At 68.7% G+C, this 21,030-nt stretch carries 24 protein-coding genes; 7 read left to right on the top strand and 17 right to left on the bottom strand.

Annotated elements, in window-relative coordinates; translation table 11 throughout:
• Positions 1–65 precede the first annotated feature (65 nt).
• A complete protein-coding gene (gene nadA / locus VNJ48_RS05520) occupies positions 66–1,250 on the top strand; it encodes a quinolinate synthase NadA (protein ID WP_325599905.1) in 1,185 nt (394 codons plus the stop codon).
• A gap of 13 nt (positions 1,251–1,263) precedes the next feature.
• Here the strand turns inward: nadA and VNJ48_RS05515 are convergent, their stop codons facing one another.
• From VNJ48_RS05515 to VNJ48_RS05495, 5 genes are read right to left on the bottom strand one after another with little or no spacing between them, the layout of a single operon-like run.
• Positions 1,264–1,494: a histidine kinase dimerization/phospho-acceptor domain-containing protein gene (locus tag VNJ48_RS05515; protein ID WP_325599903.1), complete on the bottom strand. Its 231-nt coding sequence runs from the start codon at positions 1,492–1,494 to the stop codon at positions 1,264–1,266.
• A complete protein-coding gene (gene pspAB, locus VNJ48_RS05510; protein ID WP_325599901.1) occupies positions 1,491–2,060 on the bottom strand; it encodes a PspA-associated protein PspAB in 570 nt (189 codons plus the stop codon). The genes VNJ48_RS05515 and pspAB overlap by 4 nt, the downstream gene beginning before the upstream one ends.
• 9 nt (positions 2,061–2,069) lie before the next feature.
• The gene (gene htpX / locus VNJ48_RS05505) at positions 2,070–2,975 is read right to left on the bottom strand and encodes a zinc metalloprotease HtpX (RefSeq protein WP_325599899.1); all 906 of its coding nucleotides are present in this window, start codon (positions 2,973–2,975) and stop codon (positions 2,070–2,072) included.
• A gap of 7 nt (positions 2,976–2,982) precedes the next feature.
• Complete coding sequence (gene pspAA / locus VNJ48_RS05500; protein ID WP_325599897.1) at positions 2,983–3,261, bottom strand: PspA-associated protein PspAA; 279 nt, start codon at positions 3,259–3,261, stop codon at positions 2,983–2,985.
• Entirely contained in the window at positions 3,258–4,022 is a 765-nt protein-coding gene (locus VNJ48_RS05495; protein WP_325599895.1) for a PspA/IM30 family protein, read from the bottom strand. The genes pspAA and VNJ48_RS05495 overlap by 4 nt, the downstream gene beginning before the upstream one ends.
• 120 nt (positions 4,023–4,142) lie before the next feature.
• On the opposite strand from VNJ48_RS05495, the gene VNJ48_RS05490 reads away from it, so the two are divergent.
• Genes VNJ48_RS05490 through VNJ48_RS05470 form a run of 5 tightly spaced genes read left to right on the top strand, consistent with a single transcriptional unit; the run spans position 4,143 to position 7,101 of the window.
• Positions 4,143–4,730, top strand: a complete 588-nt coding sequence (locus tag VNJ48_RS05490; protein WP_325599893.1) for a DUF3043 domain-containing protein — start codon at positions 4,143–4,145, stop codon at positions 4,728–4,730.
• A gap of 7 nt (positions 4,731–4,737) precedes the next feature.
• A complete protein-coding gene (locus VNJ48_RS05485; RefSeq protein ID WP_325599891.1) occupies positions 4,738–5,571 on the top strand; it encodes a hypothetical protein in 834 nt (277 codons plus the stop codon).
• Positions 5,568–6,113 (top strand): GNAT family N-acetyltransferase, encoded by a 546-nt coding sequence (locus tag VNJ48_RS05480; RefSeq protein ID WP_325599889.1) that lies wholly within the window; start codon positions 5,568–5,570, stop codon positions 6,111–6,113. Before VNJ48_RS05485 ends, VNJ48_RS05480 begins: the two co-directional genes overlap by 4 nt.
• Complete coding sequence (locus tag VNJ48_RS05475) at positions 6,113–6,805, top strand: AzlC family ABC transporter permease (protein ID WP_325599887.1); 693 nt, start codon at positions 6,113–6,115, stop codon at positions 6,803–6,805. Before VNJ48_RS05480 ends, VNJ48_RS05475 begins: the two co-directional genes overlap by 1 nt.
• Positions 6,805–7,101 carry an AzlD domain-containing protein gene (locus VNJ48_RS05470; RefSeq protein ID WP_325599885.1) on the top strand — a complete coding sequence of 99 codons (297 nt, stop codon included), beginning with the start codon at positions 6,805–6,807 and terminating at the stop codon, positions 7,099–7,101. The genes VNJ48_RS05475 and VNJ48_RS05470 overlap by 1 nt, the downstream gene beginning before the upstream one ends.
• Before the next feature lie 6 nt (positions 7,102–7,107).
• Here VNJ48_RS05470 and dapB read toward each other — a convergent pair whose 3' ends face one another.
• On the bottom strand, positions 7,108–7,860 hold the full coding sequence (dapB, locus tag VNJ48_RS05465) for a 4-hydroxy-tetrahydrodipicolinate reductase (RefSeq protein ID WP_325599883.1): 753 nt from the start codon (positions 7,858–7,860) through the stop codon (positions 7,108–7,110).
• An 80-nt stretch (positions 7,861–7,940) separates the two neighbouring features.
• Between dapB and VNJ48_RS05460 the strand changes: the two genes are divergently transcribed.
• On the top strand, positions 7,941–8,456 hold the full coding sequence (locus VNJ48_RS05460; protein WP_325599881.1) for a class I SAM-dependent methyltransferase: 516 nt from the start codon (positions 7,941–7,943) through the stop codon (positions 8,454–8,456).
• A gap of 102 nt (positions 8,457–8,558) precedes the next feature.
• On the opposite strand, the gene VNJ48_RS05455 is transcribed toward VNJ48_RS05460, so the two are convergent.
• The 11 genes from VNJ48_RS05455 to VNJ48_RS05405 form a co-directional block, all read right to left on the bottom strand.
• On the bottom strand, positions 8,559–9,518 hold the full coding sequence (locus tag VNJ48_RS05455; protein ID WP_325599879.1) for a hypothetical protein: 960 nt from the start codon (positions 9,516–9,518) through the stop codon (positions 8,559–8,561).
• 465 nt (positions 9,519–9,983) lie between these two features.
• A complete protein-coding gene (locus VNJ48_RS05450) occupies positions 9,984–11,348 on the bottom strand; it encodes a pitrilysin family protein (RefSeq protein WP_325599877.1) in 1,365 nt (454 codons plus the stop codon).
• A 2-nt stretch (positions 11,349–11,350) separates the two neighbouring features.
• Positions 11,351–13,597: a polyribonucleotide nucleotidyltransferase gene (locus VNJ48_RS05445; RefSeq protein WP_325599875.1), complete on the bottom strand. Its 2,247-nt coding sequence runs from the start codon at positions 13,595–13,597 to the stop codon at positions 11,351–11,353.
• A gap of 241 nt (positions 13,598–13,838) precedes the next feature.
• Complete coding sequence (gene rpsO, locus VNJ48_RS05440) at positions 13,839–14,114, bottom strand: 30S ribosomal protein S15 (protein ID WP_325599873.1); 276 nt, start codon at positions 14,112–14,114, stop codon at positions 13,839–13,841.
• Between the two features lie 180 nt (positions 14,115–14,294).
• On the bottom strand, positions 14,295–14,558 hold the full coding sequence (locus VNJ48_RS05435; protein ID WP_325599871.1) for a DUF6458 family protein: 264 nt from the start codon (positions 14,556–14,558) through the stop codon (positions 14,295–14,297).
• An 87-nt stretch (positions 14,559–14,645) separates the two neighbouring features.
• Positions 14,646–16,133, bottom strand: coding sequence for a bifunctional glycosyltransferase/class I SAM-dependent methyltransferase (locus VNJ48_RS05430; protein ID WP_325599868.1), 1,488 nt, complete (start codon positions 16,131–16,133; stop codon positions 14,646–14,648).
• Positions 16,130–17,353, bottom strand: coding sequence for a glycosyltransferase 87 family protein (locus tag VNJ48_RS05425; RefSeq protein WP_325599866.1), 1,224 nt, complete (start codon positions 17,351–17,353; stop codon positions 16,130–16,132). Before VNJ48_RS05425 ends, VNJ48_RS05430 begins: the two co-directional genes overlap by 4 nt.
• Positions 17,354–17,407: 54 nt before the next feature.
• Positions 17,408–18,469, bottom strand: a complete 1,062-nt coding sequence (locus VNJ48_RS05420) for a hypothetical protein (RefSeq protein ID WP_325599864.1) — start codon at positions 18,467–18,469, stop codon at positions 17,408–17,410.
• Positions 18,466–18,792 carry a PadR family transcriptional regulator gene (locus tag VNJ48_RS05415; protein WP_325599862.1) on the bottom strand — a complete coding sequence of 109 codons (327 nt, stop codon included), beginning with the start codon at positions 18,790–18,792 and terminating at the stop codon, positions 18,466–18,468. The genes VNJ48_RS05420 and VNJ48_RS05415 overlap by 4 nt, the downstream gene beginning before the upstream one ends.
• Positions 18,793–18,906: 114 nt before the next feature.
• Positions 18,907–19,341 carry a PTS sugar transporter subunit IIA gene (locus VNJ48_RS05410; RefSeq protein WP_325599860.1) on the bottom strand — a complete coding sequence of 145 codons (435 nt, stop codon included), beginning with the start codon at positions 19,339–19,341 and terminating at the stop codon, positions 18,907–18,909.
• Between the two features lie 51 nt (positions 19,342–19,392).
• A complete protein-coding gene (locus VNJ48_RS05405) occupies positions 19,393–20,907 on the bottom strand; it encodes a PTS mannitol transporter subunit IICBA (protein WP_325599858.1) in 1,515 nt (504 codons plus the stop codon).
• Between the last annotated feature and the right edge of the window lie 123 nt (positions 20,908–21,030).

The following is a 21,030-nucleotide window of genomic DNA, read 5'->3' as shown; positions in this document are numbered from 1 at the left end:
GCCGGTCGAACCGAGGAGGTTGGCTGTCACGCCTGCGTTCGCACACCCGCCACTAAGGTGTAGCCATGAGTCTCGTCGACCTCCCCCTGCTCCCCCTCGGCAAGGGCCGCGACCTCACCGCTGAGCGCGGCGTGGAGTGCCTGGGTGAGCTGCCGTCGGCCTCCGACCCCGACCTGGTCGCCCGCGCGCGTGCCGCCAAGGCTGCGCTCGGGGATCGCGTGTTCGTGCTGGGCCACCACTACCAGCGCGACGAGGTCATCGAGTTCGCCGACGTGACCGGTGACTCGTTCAAGCTGGCCCGCGACGCGGCCGGGCGCCCCGACGCCGAGTTCATCGTCTTCTGCGGGGTGCACTTCATGGCCGAGTCGGCCGACATCCTCACCTCCGACGACCAGGTGGTGATCCTGCCCGACCTGGCCGCTGGCTGCTCGATGGCCGACATGGCCCGCCTGGGTCAGGTGGAGGACGCCTGGGACGCGATGGCCGCCGCTGGTGTCCAGGACAGCATCGTGCCGGTCACCTACATGAACTCCTCGGCGGACATCAAGGCGTTCTGCGGCCGCAACGGCGGCGTCGTGTGCACCTCCTCCAACGCCGACGTCGCGCTCGAGTGGGCCTTCGAGCAGAAGGCTCATCTGGACGGGGGCGCCAAGATCCTCTTCTTCCCCGACCAGCACCTCGGCCGCAACACCGCGGTGCTCAAGATGGGCTTCTCCCTCGACGACTGCGTCGTGTGGGATCCCCTTCAGCCCGGCGGGGGCCTCACCCAGCAGGAGCTCGAGTCGGCCCGGATGATCCTGTGGAAGGGCCACTGCTCGGTCCACGGACGTTTCACCGTCGACGTCATCGATGACCTCCGCGCCCAGCACGAGGACATCAAGATCCTCGTCCACCCCGAGTGCACCCATGAGGTGGTCCTCAAGGCCGACCTCGTCGGTTCGACCGAGTTCATCATCAAGACCGTCGAGGCGGCCGCCCCCGGCACCACCTGGGCCATCGGCACCGAGCTCAACCTCGTGCAACGCCTGGCGCGGGCCCACCCGGACAAGAACATCGTGTTCCTCGACCGCAACGTCTGCTACTGCTCGACGATGAACCGCATCGACCTGCCCCACTTCGTGTGGGTGATGGAGTCACTCGTGGCCGGTCAGGTGGTCAACCAGATCACCGTTGACGACGAGACCGAGCGTCACGCCCTCGTGGCGCTCCAGCGGATGCTGGACCTGCCGGGCAAGTCACACCGCGACTGACGCGGCGCGGGGGTCAGTCCTCGGTCAGCGGCCACACGGAGGCAGCGGCCGGGAGCGTGTCGAGCAGCGCGGCCAGCCGGGTGGCGCTGCCCTGCATCCGGGAGAGCAGTGCCTGGAGCTCCGGGACGTCGTCGGGGGCCTCGTCCTGCGCCATCTCCGCGGCCATCGCGATCGCTGCCACGGCGTTCTTCAGCTCGTGCGCCGTCGACGCCGCGAAGGCGACGAGTTCCTCACGAGTGTTCACAGTCCGGGAGCATTCCACAGCGCGAGCCACTTGTGCATTTCCGGCTCCATCGGAAGCTCCGCGGCGAGGAGGTCCCGGACGCTGATCTCCGTGAGATTGTCGCGCTGGTGGGCCCCCGTGGGGGCGAAGGCGTAGAAGGTCCCCTGCTTGTAGAGATAGACCAGACCGACCGTCCGTCCGTGCCCCTCGAAGGTCACCATCGAGCACAGCAGGCCGTCGGCGAAGCCCTGTGCCTCCAGGCTGGCGTTGACCGCATGCAGGTCGGTGCACAGGTCTGCCATGTCGTCGGGACTGCCCTCGACGACCAACCACGTGAAGCCGAACCCGTCGCGGCTCACCTGCACGTCCGGCGCGTCGGGGTCGTCGTCGATCAGGGCGGTGATCTCGTCCTGGGTCTGGGCGAACGCAGGGCCGGCCACGGCGCGGTAGCACACGGCGCCGCGGCCGGTCGGTGTCCAACCGCCGGCGGTCTGCAGGGTGATGGCGGCGCTCGGGACCAGGAAGAGGGCGTCCAGGTTGTTCTTCGGAGACCTCCTGCGTCCCGTCACCGCGTCGAGCCAGCGCATGTCAGCCCCTCACGCCATCGGACGGCCGAGCTCGGCCTGGATGCGCGCGAGCTGCTGGAGACGCTGCTCGAGGGACGGATGGGTGGCGGTGAGCGTCCGCAGGGAGATGCCAGCCACGGCCGGGACGATGAACAGGGAGTTGACCGCGCTGTTGGCCCGCAGGTCCTTCTGCGGGATGGCACCCGCCCCACCGGAGATCTTGGTCAGCGCGGACGCGAGGGCCGCCGGCTTCATGGTGAGGTAGGCCGCCGATCGGTCGGCGCAGAGCTCGCGGTAGCGCGAGAGGAGTCGCAGCAGGACGAAGCTCACGGCATAGACGACCAGGCTCACCACAAGGGCGACCAGGAAGGCCGGCAGGGCGCCGTTGCTGCCGCGTCCGCGCGACAGGCCACCGAACTGGGCGCCGCGGGTCAGCATGCCCGCCAGGACGCCGGCCGACGACGCGAGCGTCATGACGAGGACGTCGCGGTGGGCCACGTGGCTGAGCTCATGGGCGAGCACCGCCTCGAGCTCCTCGGCGTCGAGGGTCTGGAGGATGCCGGTGGTCACGCACACCACCGAGCGATCCGGAGACCGGCCGGTCGCGAAGGCGTTGGGCAGGTCCATGTCGGCGACACCGACGCGGGGCTTGGGCATGTCCGCAAGGGCGCAGAGCCGGTCGATCATCCCGTGCAGCTCCGGCGCCTCCTGCGGCGTCACCTCGCGAGCCCGCATGGCACGCATGGCCATCTTGTCGGAGGACCACCACTGGTAGAACGCGACACCGACGCCCGCGAGCCCGATGAGGAACCAGTAGCTCGGGAACGCATACATCAACGCGGCGACCAGCCCGACGAACAGGGCGCCGAGCAAAAACATCACCAGGGTCATCCGGAGGGTGAGTCCGGTGTCCTTGATGAAACGCGAACGCGCCACGTCCGGGTCAGCCGGGGATGAGGCCGTCGTCCCCGAGCATCTGCCGCACCTCGTCGAGGGTGGCGTCGGCTGGCGGCAGGATCAGGTCGGACTCGTCGAGGCTGGCAGCCTCGTGGTGGGTCCCGCTGGACCGGATGGCCGCGTGGAGACCTGCCAGGGCGATCTTGAACATCTCCTCGTCGCCGGTCTCGATGGAACGCTCGATCTGGTGGTCGAGCCCGTTGAGCGCGTCGAGCGCGTGTTCATCCAGGTCGAACTGGCCCTCACCCAGGATCCGGACGATCATGACTGGCCCCCGTCGGAGGTCTCGCGCTTCACGTCACCTTCGCCGGCCTCGATCGCCTGCGGCTGGCTGCTGCTCTTGAGCCGGGCCAGCTCGTTCTCCACGTCCGAGGTGGAGCTGAGGGCGTCGAGCTCACGGGCAATGTCGTCACCGGAGTTGATCGACGACGCGTCGTCGAGCGCACCCGATGCGATCAGCTCGTCGATCGCACCGGCGCGGGCCTGCATCTGCGCCGTCTTGTCCTCGGCGCGCTGGATGGCCAGGCCGACGTCGCCCATCTCCTCGCCGATGCCCGACATCGCCTCGCCGATCCGCGACTGCGCCTCGGCGGCGGTGTAGTTGGCCTTGATGGTCTCCTTGCGGGTGCGGAAGGACTCGACCTTCGTCTGCAACCGCTGCTGCGCGAGGACGAGCTTCTCCTCCTCGCCCTGGAGGTTCGCGTGCTGACCCTCCAGGTCGTGGATCTGGCTGGTGATCCCGGACTTGCGGGTCAGCGCCTCGCGCGCGAGGTCCTCACGGTCGGCCGCGATGGCCTTCTCGGCCTGCCCCTGGAGCTTGGCCTGCTGCGTCTCGAGCTGCTTGATCTGCAGCTCGACGCGCTTGCGGCTCGTCGCGACGTCGGCCACTCCGCGGCGTACCTTGCTCAACAGCTCCAGCTGGCGCTGGTAGCTGTAGTCCAGGGTCTCGCGGGGGTCCTCGGCGCGGTCGAGCGCCTTGTTCGCCTTGGAATGGAAGATCAGACTCAAGCGCTTCATCACACTCATGGGGATGTTCTCTCCTGTGTCTCCCTCGGGGTACTCCCTTCACCCTAGGACCAAAGCCAAGCCCAGTGATAGGCGCCGGTAGGCTGGAGATTCAACTCACCTGATCCCAGAGGCCCCCGCGTGTTCGGTCGTAGCAAGTCGCAAGCCACCACATCCACCGCTCCCGTCGTCGACAAGCCCGGCGGGAAGGGTCGCCCGACGCCGAGCCGCAAGGAGGCCGAGGCGGCCGCCAAGGCGCGTGCGAAGGTCCCGCGGACCCGCCGCGAGCAGATGCTCGCCCAGCGAAGTGCGCGCACCGAGTCGAGCCAGAGCGTCCGGGCCGCGATGAAGTCGGGCGACGAGCGCTACCTGATGGCCCGCGACAAGGGGCCGGCGCGCCGCTTCATCCGCGACTATGTCGACGCGCGCTTCTCCTTCGTGGAGCTGATGGTGCCGCTGCTGGTCCTGACGATGCTGCTCGGCTACGCGGGCAGCCGATACCTCGCCAACATCGGGAACGCCATCTTGATCGGGACCGTGCTCCTGGTCACCTTCGACATCATCCTGATGCGCTTCAAGCTGCGCCGCGAGCTGGCGCAGCGGTTCCCCGACGAGCCCCTCAAGGGCACCACCTACTACGCCGTGATGCGCTCGTTGCAGATGAAGTTCATGCGGATGCCGAAGGCGAAGGTCAAGATCGGGCAGACGCTGCCCGAGCACTACCGCTGAGTGCCCGGTGATCCTGGGACTCGCCTGCGCGCTCGGCTCTGCCGTCCTCTTCGGGGTGTCTGCTGTGCTCCAGGCCCACGCCATGCGGGCGCTGCCGGAGGGCGATCCCGGCCTGCGCACGTTCGCACGGGCCGCCGTACGCTCCTGGCCACTTCTTGCCGTCGTCGGCGCCTACCTCGCGGGGTTCGGACTGCACGCCGTCGCCCTGTGGCTCCTGCCCCTCTACCTCGCCCAGGCCTCGATCTCCCTGTCGTTGCCGGTCACGGCCGTCATCTCGGCAGTGGTCCTGCACGAACGGCTCGAGCCGGGGCGCTGGCTGGCCGTGGCCGCGGTCATCGCGGGCCTGGTGCTGGTGGCGCTGGGCGCGGGCGGTGTCGAGCACACCGCCTCCGCAGCCGCCCTCGTCGTCGTGGGCGGTGTCTGGCTGCTCGTGCTCGGCATCGGCGCCCGGTGGAGCATCAGGGCCGGCGCGGGAGTCCTGGGGGCGTGGTCCGGGCTCGGCTACGCAGGAACGGCCGTCACGACGCGTGGCCTGGACCTCGACGCGCCGCTGGTGTCGCTGGCGGCGCTGGCCGTCGTGTCCGCCCTGGGCGTCGTGGCGTTCTGGCTCTACTCGGTCGCCCTGGGACGGGCCGACGTCGCGTCCTCCACGGCCCCACTGATCGTCATGCAGACCTGCGTCCCCGCGCTGGTCGGGGTCCTGGCCTTCGGCGACACGGTCCGGGCGGGGTGGACCGTCGCGGTCGTCGGCGGACTCGCGCTGTCCATCGCGGGAGCCATCCACCTCGGCCGCCAGCCGGGGTCTGCCACCGCCGGGTCGGGTGTGAGGATGAGTGCATGAACAAACCCACCGCCGACGTCTCCGTGCGGATCGCGTGGGCTGACGACGCAGACGCCATTGCGGCGGTGCAGGTCCGCGCCTGGCAGGTGTTGTACGCCGACGTCGTACCCGCCGATGCCTTGCCCTCCGACCCCGCTCCCGTCGCCGACGCCTGGCGCTCCGCCCTGAGGAAGCCGGCCGATGCCCGCAACCGGGTGCTGGTGGCCCTCGAACGCAACCGGGTGACCGGCTTCGCGCTGACGAGCCCGGCCACCGACCCCGATGCCGACCCGATCACCGACGGCGAGATCTCCGAGCTGACCCTCGACCCCACCGAGCGCGGCAAGGGTCACGGATCCCGACTGCTCCAGGCGGCAGTCGACACGCTCGCGGCCGACCGGTTCACCCGCGCCGTCAGCTGGGTGATCGCGACCGACGACGACCACCGCCGGTTCCTGACCGAGGCCGGATGGGCCCCCGACGGCGCCCACCGCGAGCTCGACCTGGACGGGACGGGGACGACCACGGTCAAGCAGGTCCGCCTGCACACCGCGATCGGCTGATGTCGCAGCCCTCCCTGCCGAGCACCGAGCGCTCCGGGATCATCCGAGACGCCGTCGCCGTGGGGGTCGCCACCGGGGCGTACGGCATCTCCTTCGGCGCCGTGGCCGTCAGCTCAGGACTCAGCGTCCTCCAGGCCTGCGCCCTGTCGCTGCTGGTCTTCACCGGCGCCTCACAGTTCGCCTTCGTCGGGGTCGTCGCGGCCGGCGGGGCGCCCATGAGCGGAGCCTTGACCGCGATGCTGCTCGGCACCCGCAACGCCCTCTACGGGCTGCGTCTCGCCCCTCTGCTGCAGTGGTCCGGTGTACGCCGGGTCGGTGCGGCACAGATCCTCATCGACGAGTCGACCGCCATGTCGGTCAACCGCGACACGGTGCCGGCCGCGCGGCTCGGGTTCCTCGCCACCGGGCTCTCGGTGTTCGTCCTGTGGAACGCCGCGACCCTTGCGGGCGCACTCGCCGGTACGGCGATCGGCGACCCCCGCACCTACGGGCTCGATGCCGCCGTCGGTGCGGCTTTCCTCGCGCTGCTCTGGCCCCGACTGGGCGTCGCTCGGTCCCAGGTCGTTGCGATCGCCGCCGCGGGCGTGGCGCTGGCTCTCGTTCCCTTCACGGCCGCCGGCGTCCCGGTGCTGGCCGCCGGTGCCGTCGCCCTCCTGGGCGGCCTGTTGAGCCTTCCGAGGGGGGATGCCTGATGTGGCTGGCGATCCTGGTGGCGGCCTTGGGCTGCTACGCCCTGAAGCTGGCCGGGCTCTCGCTGCCTCAGCGGGTGCTGTCCAACCCGTCGGTGGAGCGCGTCGCCGACCTCATCCCGGTCGCCCTCCTCGCTGCGCTGATCGCGGTCCAGGTGTGGTCGGAGGGGTCCTCCCTGACCATCGACGCCCGCAGCGCGGGCCTGGCCTTCGCCGTGGTCGCGCTGCTGCTCCGGGCGCCCTTCCTCGTCGTCGTCATCGGCGCCGCCGCGGTCGCTGCGCTGATCCGCCTCCTCTGAGCGGGCTCAGTCGAGAGGAAGGAAGTGCTCGAGCCCGACCGTGAGGCCGTGGTGGCTGCTGATCTCGCGGAGGCCGGTCAGGACCCCGGGAACGAAGGAGGCCCGATCGAGGGAGTCGTGGCGGATCGTGAGGGTCTCCCCCACGCCGCCGAGGACAACCTCCTGGTGGGCCACGAGGCCCCGGATCCGCAGGCCATGGACGCGGACGCCGTCGACGTCGGCGCCCCGGGCGCCGTCGAGGCCGGTGGACGTGGCGTCGGGCATCGGCGGGCTGCCGGCGTCGCGACGGGCCTGCGCGATGAGCTCGGCCGTGCGCCGGGCCGTCCCGGAGGGGGCGTCCGCCTTGTTGGGGTGATGCAGCTCGATCACCTCGGCAGACTCGAAGAACGGGGCTGCCTGGGCCGCGAAGCGCATCATCAAGATCGCGCCGATGGAGAAGTTGGGAGCGACGAGAACGCCGACCGGAGCCTCGCCCACCCACTCCGACAGCTGCGCCAGTCGCGCCTCGTCGAAGCCGGTGGTGCCGACGACGGCGTGGATGCCGTGCTTGATGCAGAAGGCGAGGCTGTCCATCACCACGTCGGGATGGGTGAAGTCGACCACCGCCTGGGCCTCATTGGTCAGGAGTTGACCGATGTCGTCGCCGGCGTCGATCCCGGCGACCAGCGCGAGGTCCTCGGCCGCCTCGACGGCCCGACAGATCTCCGCTCCCACCTTGCCGCGCGCACCCAGCACACCGACCCGGAACTGTTCATTCACGGGGCCAACCTACTGCGATCCGGGCCGGTGACGGGTGGGGGTGCCTGACGTGCGGGCGCCGAGGTGGCAGGGTATGACCCATGCCAGTGCAGACGATCCCGCCGCGCATCCGTTGGGCGGTCGAGCTCATGGACGTCCAGTCCAACGACCAGGTCCTCGAGATCGGGTGCGGACCCGGCGCCGGCGCCGAGCTGATCTGCGCCAAGCTGGAGACCGGGAAGCTGTTCGCAATCGACCGGTCTGAGTCCGGCGTGGATCGCACCAAGCGCCGCAACCACGCCTACGTCGAGGCCGGGCGCCTCGTGGTCCGACAGATCGATCTCGCCACGTTGCGGGTCCCGGTCAAGCGGCTCAACAAGGTGTTCGCCTTCAACGTCAACCTGTTCTGGGTCCGTCCGTGTGATGACGAGGTGGCGCTGCTGCACGAGCGTGTGGTCCCGGGTGGTGCGGTCTACCTCTTCTACGACGCCCACCAGCCTGAGCTCGTGCCGAACATCGTGAAGAAGACCTCGGCCGCCCTGGCCAAGGCCGGCTTCCGCGTCTCCGTGGTGGAACAGAAGGCCCCCGCCGTGATCGGGATCATCGGCAAGCGCTGACGTCGGGCTTCGCCGTACACCCTCGTCACCCTCGCCACCGGGTCGCGGCTGGTCGCCCCTGGGCGCCACGAACTGGCGGCGGACGACATCGGTGTGGCTGATTCAGCGTCGTTCCCCGCCACTTGGTGGACACGCCGTGACACGCGCCAAGAACGCCGCCTGGCCGGAGGGGGTGTAGAGAGACGCGCGCAACAAGGCCAGCCATGGGCGGATGCGGGCATGATCGTGGACCCTGCCCACCGCGCGGTCGGCGTCTCGCAGCACGCCGAGGGGCCGGTTGACGACGTCAGAGGCCGTATAGCCCCGGCGGACGTATCCCTCTGCATCAAGGCGACGCTCGCGGCGTAGGTCGTCTCGGTGCTGTCGCGCATCGCGGTGGTGACCGCCGTCGAACTCGTGCAACGACTTCGTCCCGCTGACGCGGAGGTCAGCGCGAGCAACGAATTCGCGCTCCACGTCCATGATCTCCACCTGGGGCTCCACCTCGACCTCGATCACGACGTGAAGCATCCGGAGCAAGGACTCCCAGGTCGACTCCGCTCGACCGTCGGCCCACCCGAGGGCCGTCAGCAGCGCTCGTCGTCCACGCCGATGCGGTGCGCAGACCGCGGTCAGCGTCTCGACCGTCACGTCACCGGCTTGTAGTGCACTGTCGATGAGCGCGACGAGATCGATCAGGGACAACCAGCGAGCACACGCCAGGATGGTCTCGGCCGGGACAGCGCACCGGAGACCCCTGACCTCCTCCTGGGCTATCGGTTGAGGATGACGACTCGTCCGGATGCCGGCCCGCACAGGACGGGGGTCGTCAAGCAGCATGGCGACGAAGACGGGTGTTCCGGCAGGTATGGGTGGCAGCTCCCAGCCCCGAAGCCGCGCGGCGGTGACTGCGGTGAAGCAGCCGTGGTTGGGCAGCAGCAGCTGCCAACCGCTCAAGTCGGCCAGCCAGCCGCGCTCAGACTCGGCGACGCCGAGCTTCCTGCGATGAATGCCGCGCGTCACTGCCTGGAAGCATCCCCGGCGCGGGCGCCCACGCACCGCGTCATATGCGATCTGTGTCATGGACCCACGGTGTGTCGGAGCACCGACGGCAGACAGTCCCGCCGCCGTCCCCTGTGGACGCACGACCTGACCGGTCGCGCTGTGGACGCTCTCGGGCGCGCCCCGGTCGGAGAGTCAGGAGGCGGAGTGCGAAGCCCGATGGGCTACTACCCCCGGCCGGGTCACGAACTGGCGGCGTACGACGGCCGTTCCACCGAATGACATGTCGCGCGCCGCCAGTTGAGCGCACGCCGGCGGATCACATGTCGCGCGCCGCCAGTAGGAGCGGATGGGCGGTGGCACTCCGCCCGAGGGGGCTGATGCCCCGGCCCCGGCCACAAACTGGCGGCGTACGACGGCCGTTTGACCGAATGACATGTAGCGCGCCGCCAGTTGAGCGCACGCCGTCGAATGACATGCCGCGCGCCGCCAGTTGAGCGCGCGGGTGACCCACATGCCGCTGAAGGTCGACGAAGGCGGAAGGGCTCAGGCCGGGCCGACGATGGCCAGGACCTCGGGCTGGGCGAACAACGCGGCAGCGATCTCACGGACCTCCTCGAGGGTCACCGCGTCGATCCGGTCGATCACCTCGTCGATGGACAGCAGATCGGCATAGACCAGCTCAGCCTTGCCCAGCCGTGACATCCGCGAGCCGGAGTCCTCGAGACCCAGGACGAGCCCGCCACGGAGCTGGCCCTTGCCACGGGTGAGCTCGTCAGCCGTGATGCCCTCGGCCGCGACCTTGGCCAGCTCGGCACGGACGGTGGCGAGCACGTCGTCGAGCTTGCCGGGCAGGCAGCCCACCGAGACGCCCACGAGACCGGCGTCGGCGTGGTGCGAGGCGAACGAGTAGACCGAGTAGGCCAGTCCGCGGCGCTCTCGCACCTCCTGGAAGAGTCGCGACGAGGTGCCGCCGCCCAGTGCGGTGTTGAGCACACCGAGGGCGTAGCGCCGCTCGTCGGTGCGGGTGATGCCCTTCATCCCCAGCACGACGTTGACCTGCTCGAAGGGCCGCGCTGTGCGCGACTCCCCCGCTGCGACCGGGCGGGCCCGGGTCGTGTTGCGCGGCTCGACGGGCGTGGTGGAGCCGGCGAGGAAGCGATGGCGGCCGAAGGCCCGGCGCACGTCGCGGACGACCTTGGCGTGCTCGAGGTTGCCCGCCACGGCGACGACCATGTTGTCGGCGCGGTAGTGGCGACGGTAGAACCGCTCCACCTGCTCGCGGGTCATGGCGGCGATCGAGGCGACGGTGCCGGCGATCGGGCGCCCCAGGGGCGAGTCGCCGAACGCCTGGCGGGCGAACAGGTTGTGGACGACGTCGTCGGGGTCGTCGTCGTGCATGGCGATCTCGTCGAGGATCACATCACGCTCGGCCTCGACGTCAGCGGTCGTGATGAGCGAGTTGGTGATCATGTCGCCGAGCACGTCGACGGCCAGGGGCAGGTCGGCGTCGAGCACCCGGGCGTGGAAGCAGGTGTATTCCTTCGCGGTGAAGGCGTTGAACTCGCCCCCCACGGCGTCGAGCGCCACGGAGATGTCCAGCGCCGAGCGCTCGCGGGTACCCTTGAAGAGCAGGTGCTCGAGGAAGTGCGAGCAGCCGTGCAGGGTGGGTGTCTCGTCGCGCGAACCGACGTTGACCCACACGCCGATGCTCGCCGAGCGGGCACCGGCCATCTGCTCGGTGACGACTCGCAAGCCGCCGGGCAGCACCGTGCGGCGTACGCGGGACGTCACCTGACCGTCGCTGTCCTTGACGGTCTGCAGGGTGCGGGTGGAGCCGATGTTCGAGGGTACGGCCGACCGGCCAGCAGAGAAGCTCTGCTGGCCGGTCGGTTCGTACGTGTGGGACAAGATCACTCGTCGTCAGACGCGTCGATGAGCTCAGCGACCTCGGCCTCGTCCTCGGCCGACTCGCCACCCTCGACGACCGGGATCAGCGACAGCTTGCCGCGGTCGTCGATCTCGCCGATCTCGACCTGGATCTTCTGACCCACCGAGACGATGTCCTCGACGTTGTCGACGCGCTTGCCGCCGGCGAGGGAGCGGAGCTTGCTGATGTGCAGCAGGCCGTCCTTGCCGGGCATCAGCGAGACGAACGCACCGAAGTTGGTCGTCTTGACCACCGTGCCGAGGTAGCGCTCGCCGACCTCGGGCATCGTCGGGTTGGCGATCGCGTTGACGGCGTCCTTGGCCGCCTGCGCCGCCTCGCCGTTGGTCGCCCCGATGTAGACCGTGCCGTCGTCCTCGATCGACAGGGTTGCGCCCGTGTCGTCCTGGATCTGGTTGACGCTCTTGCCCTTCCGGCCGATGACCTCGCCGATCTTGTCGACGGGCACCTTGATCGTGATGATCCGCGGAGCGTGGATCGACATCTCCTCGGGCGCGTCGATGGCCTCGGCCATGACGTCGAGGATCGCCAGACGGGCGTCGCGAGCCTGGGTCAGCGCCGCTGCCAGGATCTCGGCGGGGATGCCGTCGAGCTTGGTGTCGAGCTGCAGGGCCGTCACGAACTCGCGCGTCCCGGCGACCTTGAAGTCCATGTCGCCGAAGGCGTCCTCGGCTCCGAGGATGTCGGTCAGTGCGACGTACTGCGTCTCACCGTCGACCTCACCGGAGATGAGACCCATCGCGATGCCCGCAACGGACGCCTTGAGCGGCACACCCGCCTGCAGGAGCGACAGGGTGGCCGCACAGACCGAGCCCATCGAGGTGGAGCCGTTGGAGCCCATGCACTCCGAGAGCTGGCGGATGGCGTAGGGGAACTCTTCGCGGGTGGGGAGCACCGGCAAGATGGCGCGGCGCGCGAGCGCACCGTGGCCGACCTCGCGACGCTTGGGCGAACCCACGCGACCGGTCTCACCGGTGGAGAACGGCGCGAAGACGTACTTGTGCATGAAGCGGCGGTGCTTCTCCGGGGAGAGCGTGTCGAGCTGCTGCTCCAGCTTGAGCATGTTGAGGGTGGTGACGCCCAGGATCTGGGTCTCGCCACGCTCGAACAGTGCGGAGCCATGCACACGCGGGATGACGCCGACCTCGGCGTGCAACGGGCGGATGTCGGCCAGGCCGCGACCGTCCATGCGGACCTTGTCGCGCAGGACGCGCTCGCGCACGATCGACTTGGTGAGCGAGCGGAACGCTGCGCCGACCTCCTTCTCGCGACCCTCGAACTGGCCGGCGAGCTTCTCGAGCAGGGCGCCCTTGATCTCGTCGGTCTTCAGCTCGCGCTCCTGCTTGTCCGCGATCTTCATCGCGGCAGCGGCGTCGTCCTTGGCCGCGGCCTCGACCGCGGCGTAGACGTCGTCCTCGTAGTCGAGGAAGACCGGGAACTCCTGAAGCGGCTTGGAGGCTTCCTTGGCGAGCTCGGCCTGGGCCTCGACGAGCTGCTTGATGAAGGGCTTCGCTGCGTCGAGGCCACCGGCCACGACCTCCTCGGTCGGCGCCTGGGCACCGTCCTGCACGAGGGTGATGGTCTTCTCGGTGGCCTCGGCCTCGACCATCATGATTGCGACGTCACCGGAGTCGGTGACCCGACCGGCTACGACCATGTCGAAGACGGCGTTCTCGAGCTGCGAGTGCGTCGGGAACGCCACCCACTGGCCCTCGATGAGCGCCACGCGGACGCCACCGACGGGGCCGGAGAACGGCAGGCCAGAGAGCTGGGTCGACAACGAGGCGGCGTTGATGGCCAGCACGTCGTAGGGCATGTCGGGGTCGAGCGCCATGACGGTGATGACGACCTGGACCTCGTTGCGCAGGCCCTTCTTGAAGGTCGGGCGCAGCGGCCGGTCGATGAGGCGGCAGGTGAGGATCGCGTCCTCGCCCGGTCGACCCTCGGAGCGGAAGAAGGAGCCGGGGATCTGGCCCACGGCGTACATCCGCTCCTCGACGTCGATCGTGAGCGGGAAGAAGTCGAAGTGGTCCTTCGGGGTCTTGCCGGCGGTGGTGGCCGAGAGCAGCATGGTCTCGTCGTCGAGGTAGGCGGTGACGGAACCCGCTGCCTGACGGGCCAGGAGGCCGGTCTCGAACTTGACGGTGCGCTTGCCGAACTTGCCGTTGTCGAGAACGGTCTCGACGGCAGAAATGATGGGGCCCTCGTTCAAAGGGTTTCCCTTTCTCTTCGCGGAGCGATCCGCGACGCCGCTCATGTGAGTGCCGGTCTTCGATCGAGGCCCGCAGGTGTCGGCTCACTGCCTGGCACCTGAAAGCCACTACCGAGGACCGAGCCGGGTGAGGCGGGTCGCTCCTGGATCTGGAATGTGCAGTTGTGGTGCGGCCCGACCTTATCGGTGGGTGGGCCAAAAGCTGAGGAGCGGCCCCCGGGGGGATCCGCTCCTCAGAAGTTCATCGACGCAGGCCGAGCTTTTCAACGATCGAGCGGTAGCGCGCGATCTCGGTCTTCTGCAGGTAGTTGAGCAGCCGACGGCGCTGGCCCACGAGGAGCAGCAGGCCACGACGGCTGTGGTGGTCCTTCTTGTGCACCTTGAGGTGCTCGGTCAGGTGCGCGATGCGGTGGCTGGCCAGCGCAATCTGCACCTCGGGCGAACCGGAGTCACCCTCGGTGAGACCGAATTCGGCGATGATCTTCTTCTTGGTCTCAGCGTCGGTACCGATCGACATACGCAGGCTCCTTCGGTCTCGTTGCGCGGCGCTCGGGGCAGGATGCCCGGGGCTCTCTCGATCCGCGGCCGTTCATACGGCGATTCCCACCGGAGTGGGCAACCTGAGGAGCCTAGCAACGCACCGGCCCGGCCCCCAAAACGCTGGGGACCGGGCCGAGGAGCGTGCTGCGCAGGACGATCAGATCGCCGGCGGCGCCGGCGGGTCGGTCTCGGTGTGGCGCTGCGTGGTGGCAGAGCGGCCCTGGTCGTCGACGGTGGTGGCCGTCGTGGTGTGGCGACGCTTGGCGTTGGTCTGGAACGCGGTCAGAGCGATGACCAGCAGACCAGCAAGGCAGAGGATCCAGCCGATCATCGTCAGGTCGATCGCTTCAATCGCGTCCTGGACGGCAAGGGCCAGGATGAGGCCGACCGCAAGCAGGAAGACGCCTAGTCCGTATCCCATGGTTCTCTCCGATGTTCGGGGGTGATGGTGAAGTGAAGGTAGCGCCGCGCGAAGTGTCCACCACCACGGGGTGCCGTCGCTCCACCCTCAGGGGTGGCCGCCAGAAGAGGCGCGGGTCGCTTCGAACACCGACACGTGGGTGGACTCGACGTGCGGGCGAAGTCGCAGGACGAACTGGTAGGCGAACAACGGCGGCCGGGCGGAGACGAGGGCCGCGTCGACGCGACGGGTCAGCGAGACCTTGCCCTCTCCCTGGTCCTGGACGAGGCCGAGGGGAAGCCCTGTGTGTCGCTCCTCGAGGACATCGAGCCCCGCCCGACGCACCAGCCGCAGCAGGCTGCGCCGCGTGAAGAACCGCAGGTGGGTGTCGTCGAGGATCCCGCGACGGTCGTAGCCGAAGAGGCCGGAGGCGGCGCGCAACCGGGGATACCAGTGGCCGAAGTTGGGCACCGAGATGATGACCTCGCCCGCGGGCCGCAAGAGCTCGACCGCGCGGCGCAGGGTGACGAGGGGGTCGGGCAGGTGCTCGATCACGTCGCCCAGGATGACCGCGTCGTAGTCGCGGCCCAGGTCCTGGTCGGCACCCGCAGCGAGATCCAGCAGGTGGAACTCGTCGACGCGGTCACGGACCCCCGGGATCTCGATCACGTCGACCCCGACGACGTGATGCCCGAGCTTGCGCACCTTCTCCGCCAGGACACCGCCGGAGCAGCCGAGGTCGAGGATCCGCGAGCGGGGCCGGTCACGGAGCATGTCAAGGATGACGGAGTGCGAGCTGCCGTCACCTTCCTTGAGGTCGTACTCCGCGACCTGGGAGACCCATTGGCTGGTGCCGAATCCCATGCGGTTGAGGCGGTACTCGCCCACGTCCTTCATGACGTCCCATGCGTACTTCATCCCGTTGACGTAGCAGATCTCGTCCCCGTAGTAGGTCGGGATCGGGATCTCCACGATGCGGTAGCCGGCATCCACGAGCTGGATGATGATCTGGGTGTCGAAGTCGAAGTCGTCGCTGTTGTGCTCGAGCGGGATGCTGTTGAGCGAGGAGACCCGGTAGGCGCGGTAGCCGGAGTGGAACTCGCTGAGATCGGTGCCCAGGAGGCGGTTCTCCATCCGGGTCAGCACCCGGTTTCCCAGCCACTTGTACGTCGGCATGCCGCCGGCACGCGCCGCACCGGGCTCCATCATCCGGGACCCGAAGACCGCGTCCGCGTCGCCGACGAGGAGCGGCGCCACCATCTCCGGCAAGAGCTCGGGGGCGTACTGGCCGTCACCGTGCAGCAGGACCACGATGTCGAGACCACGTTCGGCTGCCAGGGCGTACGCGGCCTTCTGGTTGCCGCCGTAGCCGAGGTTCTTGGTGTGCGTCACGACCACCGTGGTGAGGTCCGGGACGCGGCCCGCCCACTCCTGGGCGTGCGCCGTGGTCGCATCGCTGCTCGCGTCGTCGAGGATGATGACCTCGTCGAGCTGTTGCCGGAAGTGTGCGGGGATCCGCTCCAGCGTGGAGGTGAGGGTGGTCTCGGCGTTGTATGCCACGACCACGACCCCGATCCGGGTGCCGTCGATGCTCATGTCGTCTTCTTCCTCGTCGTGTCGGTGCTGACCCTCGCTGGCGCAACCAGGCCGTCGATCCAGACCAGCAGGAGACAGGTCCATGTTGCAGCCATCAACATGAGTTGGCCAATTGTGAACGGCATGCCCCACGCCTGCTCCCATCGCCACGGGGGCCCGCCCCCGCTCCACATGGAGTAGACGGAGAGCACCAGCAGGCTGGCCGCGATGTTGTAGAACCACGCCATGCGGATGGACAGGAGGTACGCCGCGGCCAGGGCCCAGGAGAGGTATTGCATCCCGAAGGCGGGCGTCAGCAGCAGCATGGAGACCAGGGCCAGGCCGAGGCCGACCACGTCCCAGTGGGCGCTGCGGCGGTGGAGCCAGGCCGCGAACGGGACGAGTGCAGCGATGACCACCACCCAGGAACCGCGTTCGGCCAGCCAGACGTCGGCCTCCAGGTAGCCCGCTTGCTGCAGGAACTCCGCGATCCCCCACTCCCTGACGGGAATGCCGCGGTAGCCCAGCACCGCGGCGTAGAACTCGGGCCACGCCTTCACGACAACAGGCACCCACAGGACAGCCAGGACGATCGTGCCGCCGAGGGCGAACCTGAGGAGCACCATCGGGCCTCGGCGCAGCGCGAGGAACAACAGGAAGGGGATCGCCACCAGAGGCACGAGCTTGATGCTCACGGCCAGACCCAGACACAGTCCGGCCAGCAGCGGACGGTCCTTGCGGGTGAGCAGGTAGAAGGAGCTGATCGTCAGGGCGACGAAGACCGGGTCGGTGTTGCCGTGGAAACCCGAGACCACCACCAGCACCGGACTCCACACCAGCCCGGCGGCGGCCGCACCGGCTACGCGGAGGCTGGTGCGCTCGCTGAGGAGCCGGAACACGAGCCAGCAGGTGAGCACATCGGCCACGATGGCGGGAATGCGGATGAGCAGCGCGAAGCTGAGGCCGAGGTCCTGGCCGGCGTTGAGGAGCAGCAGCCACCAGCCCGCGAGGGGCGGATGGTTGTAGGGCGCTTCGAAGACGTTGCCGTAGATGCCGATCGGACCGAACGCCTCGACGCCGGCTGCGAACTGGGTCCAGTAGATGATGTCGTTGGTGCCGAGCGTCGTCGCCGCGAGGTAGAACTTGGCAGCCGTCGCCGTCACCGCTGCGAAGAGCACCAGCAGCGGGATCCGAGCGTCGGAGACAGACCGGGCTCGTGCGTGCGCCACAGTGCTCAACATTCCTCGCCGTCCCCGTTCGGCGTGCCCATCAAGCCGATTCCGGCGAATCCTAGGTCACGGCGACCGGTCGCCTCCAGTCGGGCCCGAGCGGTCCTCCCGCCCTCGTGTGACGGGCTCGGGCACGACGAGATCGGAGGGCGTGACGCCCGTCAGCGTCACCGGGGGCAGGACGGCGTACGGCGCCGGCGGCTGCGACGGGTCTCCCGTGGGCCGGCCGTTGCGGGCCCGGGTGGGCTGCTCCGAGAGAGGAAAGACGTTCCATGCCTCGGTCCGGCCGTTCATCCACGGCACGGTGCGTGGGCTCCCCCACTCGAAGGCCCAACTGTCGGCGCCGAGACGCCGACCGCTCTCATCGACGAGCTGCACGCCCACGAGCGGCTTGCCGGCGGCGTCGTAGGGATAGATGTTGCGGACCGGTCGACCGTTGAGGGACAGGCCGGGTTCCTGGGGGGCAGAGCCCGTCAGGTAGCCGCCGTACCAGCTGTGGACCTTTGCCGTGGTGACGAGGTTGTCGACCACCGCGGGTACGAGCGCCAGCGCGAACAGGTTGAGCAGGAGCAGGGCGACGCGGCGCATGCCGCGCCGAGGCGCCGACCACAACTTCCCGCGGCCGATCTGGACACTGATCACCGACGCGGCGACGAGCAGCGGGAAGCCCAGCCAGCGCAGTGAGGGGATGACGTCGAGGCCGGCGTTGTAGCCCCCGTTGCCCCACGCGAGGTCGATCAGCTGGACGGCGACCCAGGCTCGCACCAGCCACCAGAAGGGGCGAACCGACTGGAGGAAGCCCCACGCGTCACCGGGCAACGCGGTCGCGAGCCGTTCCCACTCCGCGCGCATGTTGTCGAGGACCGCGTCCACCTTCGGGCTCGCGGGGAGGATGTGGCCTCTCCGGCTCCGGGTCACGGCCAGCCCGGCTGCCGCGCGGAGCTCTGCGGCGTACGCCCCCGGGTCCCCCAGCGCCCCGGGACCGTGCTCGTCGACGAGATCGGTGATGTCCGCGGCGAGTCCGCCGAGAAGCTCCTCGCGCTCGTCCGGGTCGAGATCGGCGAAGTGGGCATGAACGGCCTGCACGAAAACGTCGACCTCGGGCGAGATCCGGATGGTGTCGCTCATGTGTGTGCTCCCTCGAGGAGGTGGGTGACGGTGGCAGAGAAGTGGACCCAGTCGTCGCGCTGGGACTTGAGCTGGGCGCGTCCCAGCGGCGTCATGCCGTAGTACTTCCGGTGGGGCCCGCTCTCGGACGCCACGACGTAGGACGTCAGCGCCCCGGCGGCGTACAAACGGCGAAGGGTGCCGTAGACCGACGCATCGCCGACATCGTCGAGCCCGCCGGCGCGCAGGCGGCGCACGACGTCGTAGCCGTAGCCGTCCTCCTCATCGACCACCGCGAGGACGGCGAGGTCGAGAACTCCCTTGAGGAGCTGCGTGGTGTCCATGCCTGACACACTACTGTGGAATGCGTACTAGTGCTCGAACCGGATCACTGTCGGCGTGTCCGACAAAGCCCTGACGCTGCGATGGTGCACACGTCCGAGCGGGAGTCGTCTGACTCAGGCGTCTTCGCGGGCAAGGACGTCGAGGACGTCCTGCGGGGTCTGCGCCGCCCGCAGCTCGGCGATCTTGGACTCGTCGGTGAAGACACCGGCAAGCGCCTGCAGCACCGCCAGATGGTCATCGCCGGCGCCGGCGATGCCGACCACGAAGTCGGCCGGCTTGCCGTTCCAGTCGATGGCATCGGCATACCGCACGAACGAGACGGCGCTTCGGCGGATGGCTGACTTCGCCTCATTGGTGCCGTGCGGGATGGCGAGGCCGTTGCCCATCAAGGTGGAGACCGACTTCTCCCGTTCGTGCATGGCCTCGAGATAGGACTCCTCCACGGCGCCGCTGGCCACCAGCAGGCGGCCAGCCTCGGTGATCGCGTCATCGCGGGTGCGCGCCACCCCCTCGAGGACGATGGATTCCTGAGCGAGCAGTTCCCTCATGTCGTGCCGCCTTCTGTCGAGGTACATGTGCGTGGGGTGCTGATCCCTCCGTCAGATCTTCTCTGTCGTGCCGTGGGACTGACGGACCATCTCCACGATCTCGTCGTACTTCGGACTGCCCATGAAGTTGTCCACCGAGACGTGCTGGGCGGACGGGGTCTTCTGTCGGGCTCGATCGGTGAGGTCCTGGTGGGTGACCACCAGGTCGACGTCGTCGGTGAGGTCGGAGATGGCCTTGTTGACCACCGTCACCTCGGGGTGACCGGCACCGTGGATCTTCTTGCGGAGCACGGAGGCGCCCATGGCCGAGGAACCCATGCCCGCGTCGCAGGCAAACACGATGGTGCGGATCTCGCGGGTCTCGGTTGCGGTGCCGCCGAGAGTCGAGGAGGCGATCGACTTCTTGCCCTTCATCGACTCCATGCTCGCCGTGGCTGCCGTGAGGTCGCCCTCGTCGGCCGCCCGGTCCGTCTTGAGGAGGAAGGCAGCCACGGTGAAGGACGCCGCAGCACCGCCGATGACGGACAGGATGACCCCGACATAGCTACCACCCGGAGTGGCGATCAGGACCGCGATGATCGATCCCGGAGCGGCCGGCGATCGCAGCCCGGAGCTGAACGCCAGGTTGATGAAGATCTGGGTCATGCCGCCGGCAATCATCGCGAGGATCAGCTTGGGCTTCATCAGCACGTAGGGGAAGTAGATCTCGTGGATGCCGCCCACGAAGTGGATGAGCAGCGCGCCGGGGGCCGAGGCCTTGGCCGCACCCTTGCCGAACATCATGAACGCCAGCAGCAGGCCCGCACCCGCGGCCGGGTTGGCCTCGAGCAGGAACAAGATGGACTGCCCGTCCTGGTCGGCCTCCGCAGTGCCGAGCGGGGTGAGGATGCCCTGGTTGATCGCGTTGTTGAGGAACAGCACCTTGGCCGGCTCGATGAACAGCGACGTGAGCGGGAGCAGGCTGTTGTCGACGAGGAAGTCGATGATCTCCCCAGCCCGGGCACTGAACCACGACACGAACGGCCCGGCGACCACGAAGCCGACGATCGCCAGGATCATGCCCCAGATGCCGGCCGAGAAGTTGTTGACCAGCATCTCGAAGCCCGGTCGGATCTTGTGCGACCACACAGCGTCGAGCTTCTTCATCGACCAGCCACCCAGCGGGCCCATGATCATCGCGCCCAGGAACATCGGCACCCCGGCGCCTGCGATGGCCCCCATCGTGGCAATGGCCCCGACGACGCCGCCGCGGATGTTGTTGTCGTACATCATCCGGCCACCGGTGTAGCCGATGAGCAGTGGCAGCAGGTAGGTGATCATCGGGCCGACGATGCCGCCGTCCGCGAAGTCACCCCAGCCGCCGAACTCGGCGACCCAGCTGCCCGGGCTGAGCCAGGCGTTGTCCCCGCCACCCAGGTTGAGCCAGCCATTCTCGATGAACAAGGCAGTGATCAGGCCCCATGCGATGAACGCGCCGATGTTGGGCAGGACCATGTTGGACAGGAACGTGCCGAACTTCTGCACGTGGACCCTCGCCCCGCTGCGGGGTGGCGTCTGAGTGGACATTGCTTCCTCCAGGTCGGGTGACCTCAGTCACATCTGTCGCCAGTAAACATCAAATCGGGCACGTTGCCAAGCAAACGGGCCGACATTATGGTTAATCGGTGTGGCTTTCGCCCCGTTCTGCCC

The sequence above is a fragment of the Nocardioides sp. genome, from assembly GCF_035576065.1.
Taxonomy (GTDB): domain Bacteria; phylum Actinomycetota; class Actinomycetes; order Propionibacteriales; family Nocardioidaceae; genus Nocardioides.
Note: the sequence above shows the minus strand (reverse complement) of the source record. Positions and strands in the feature narration are given on the sequence as shown.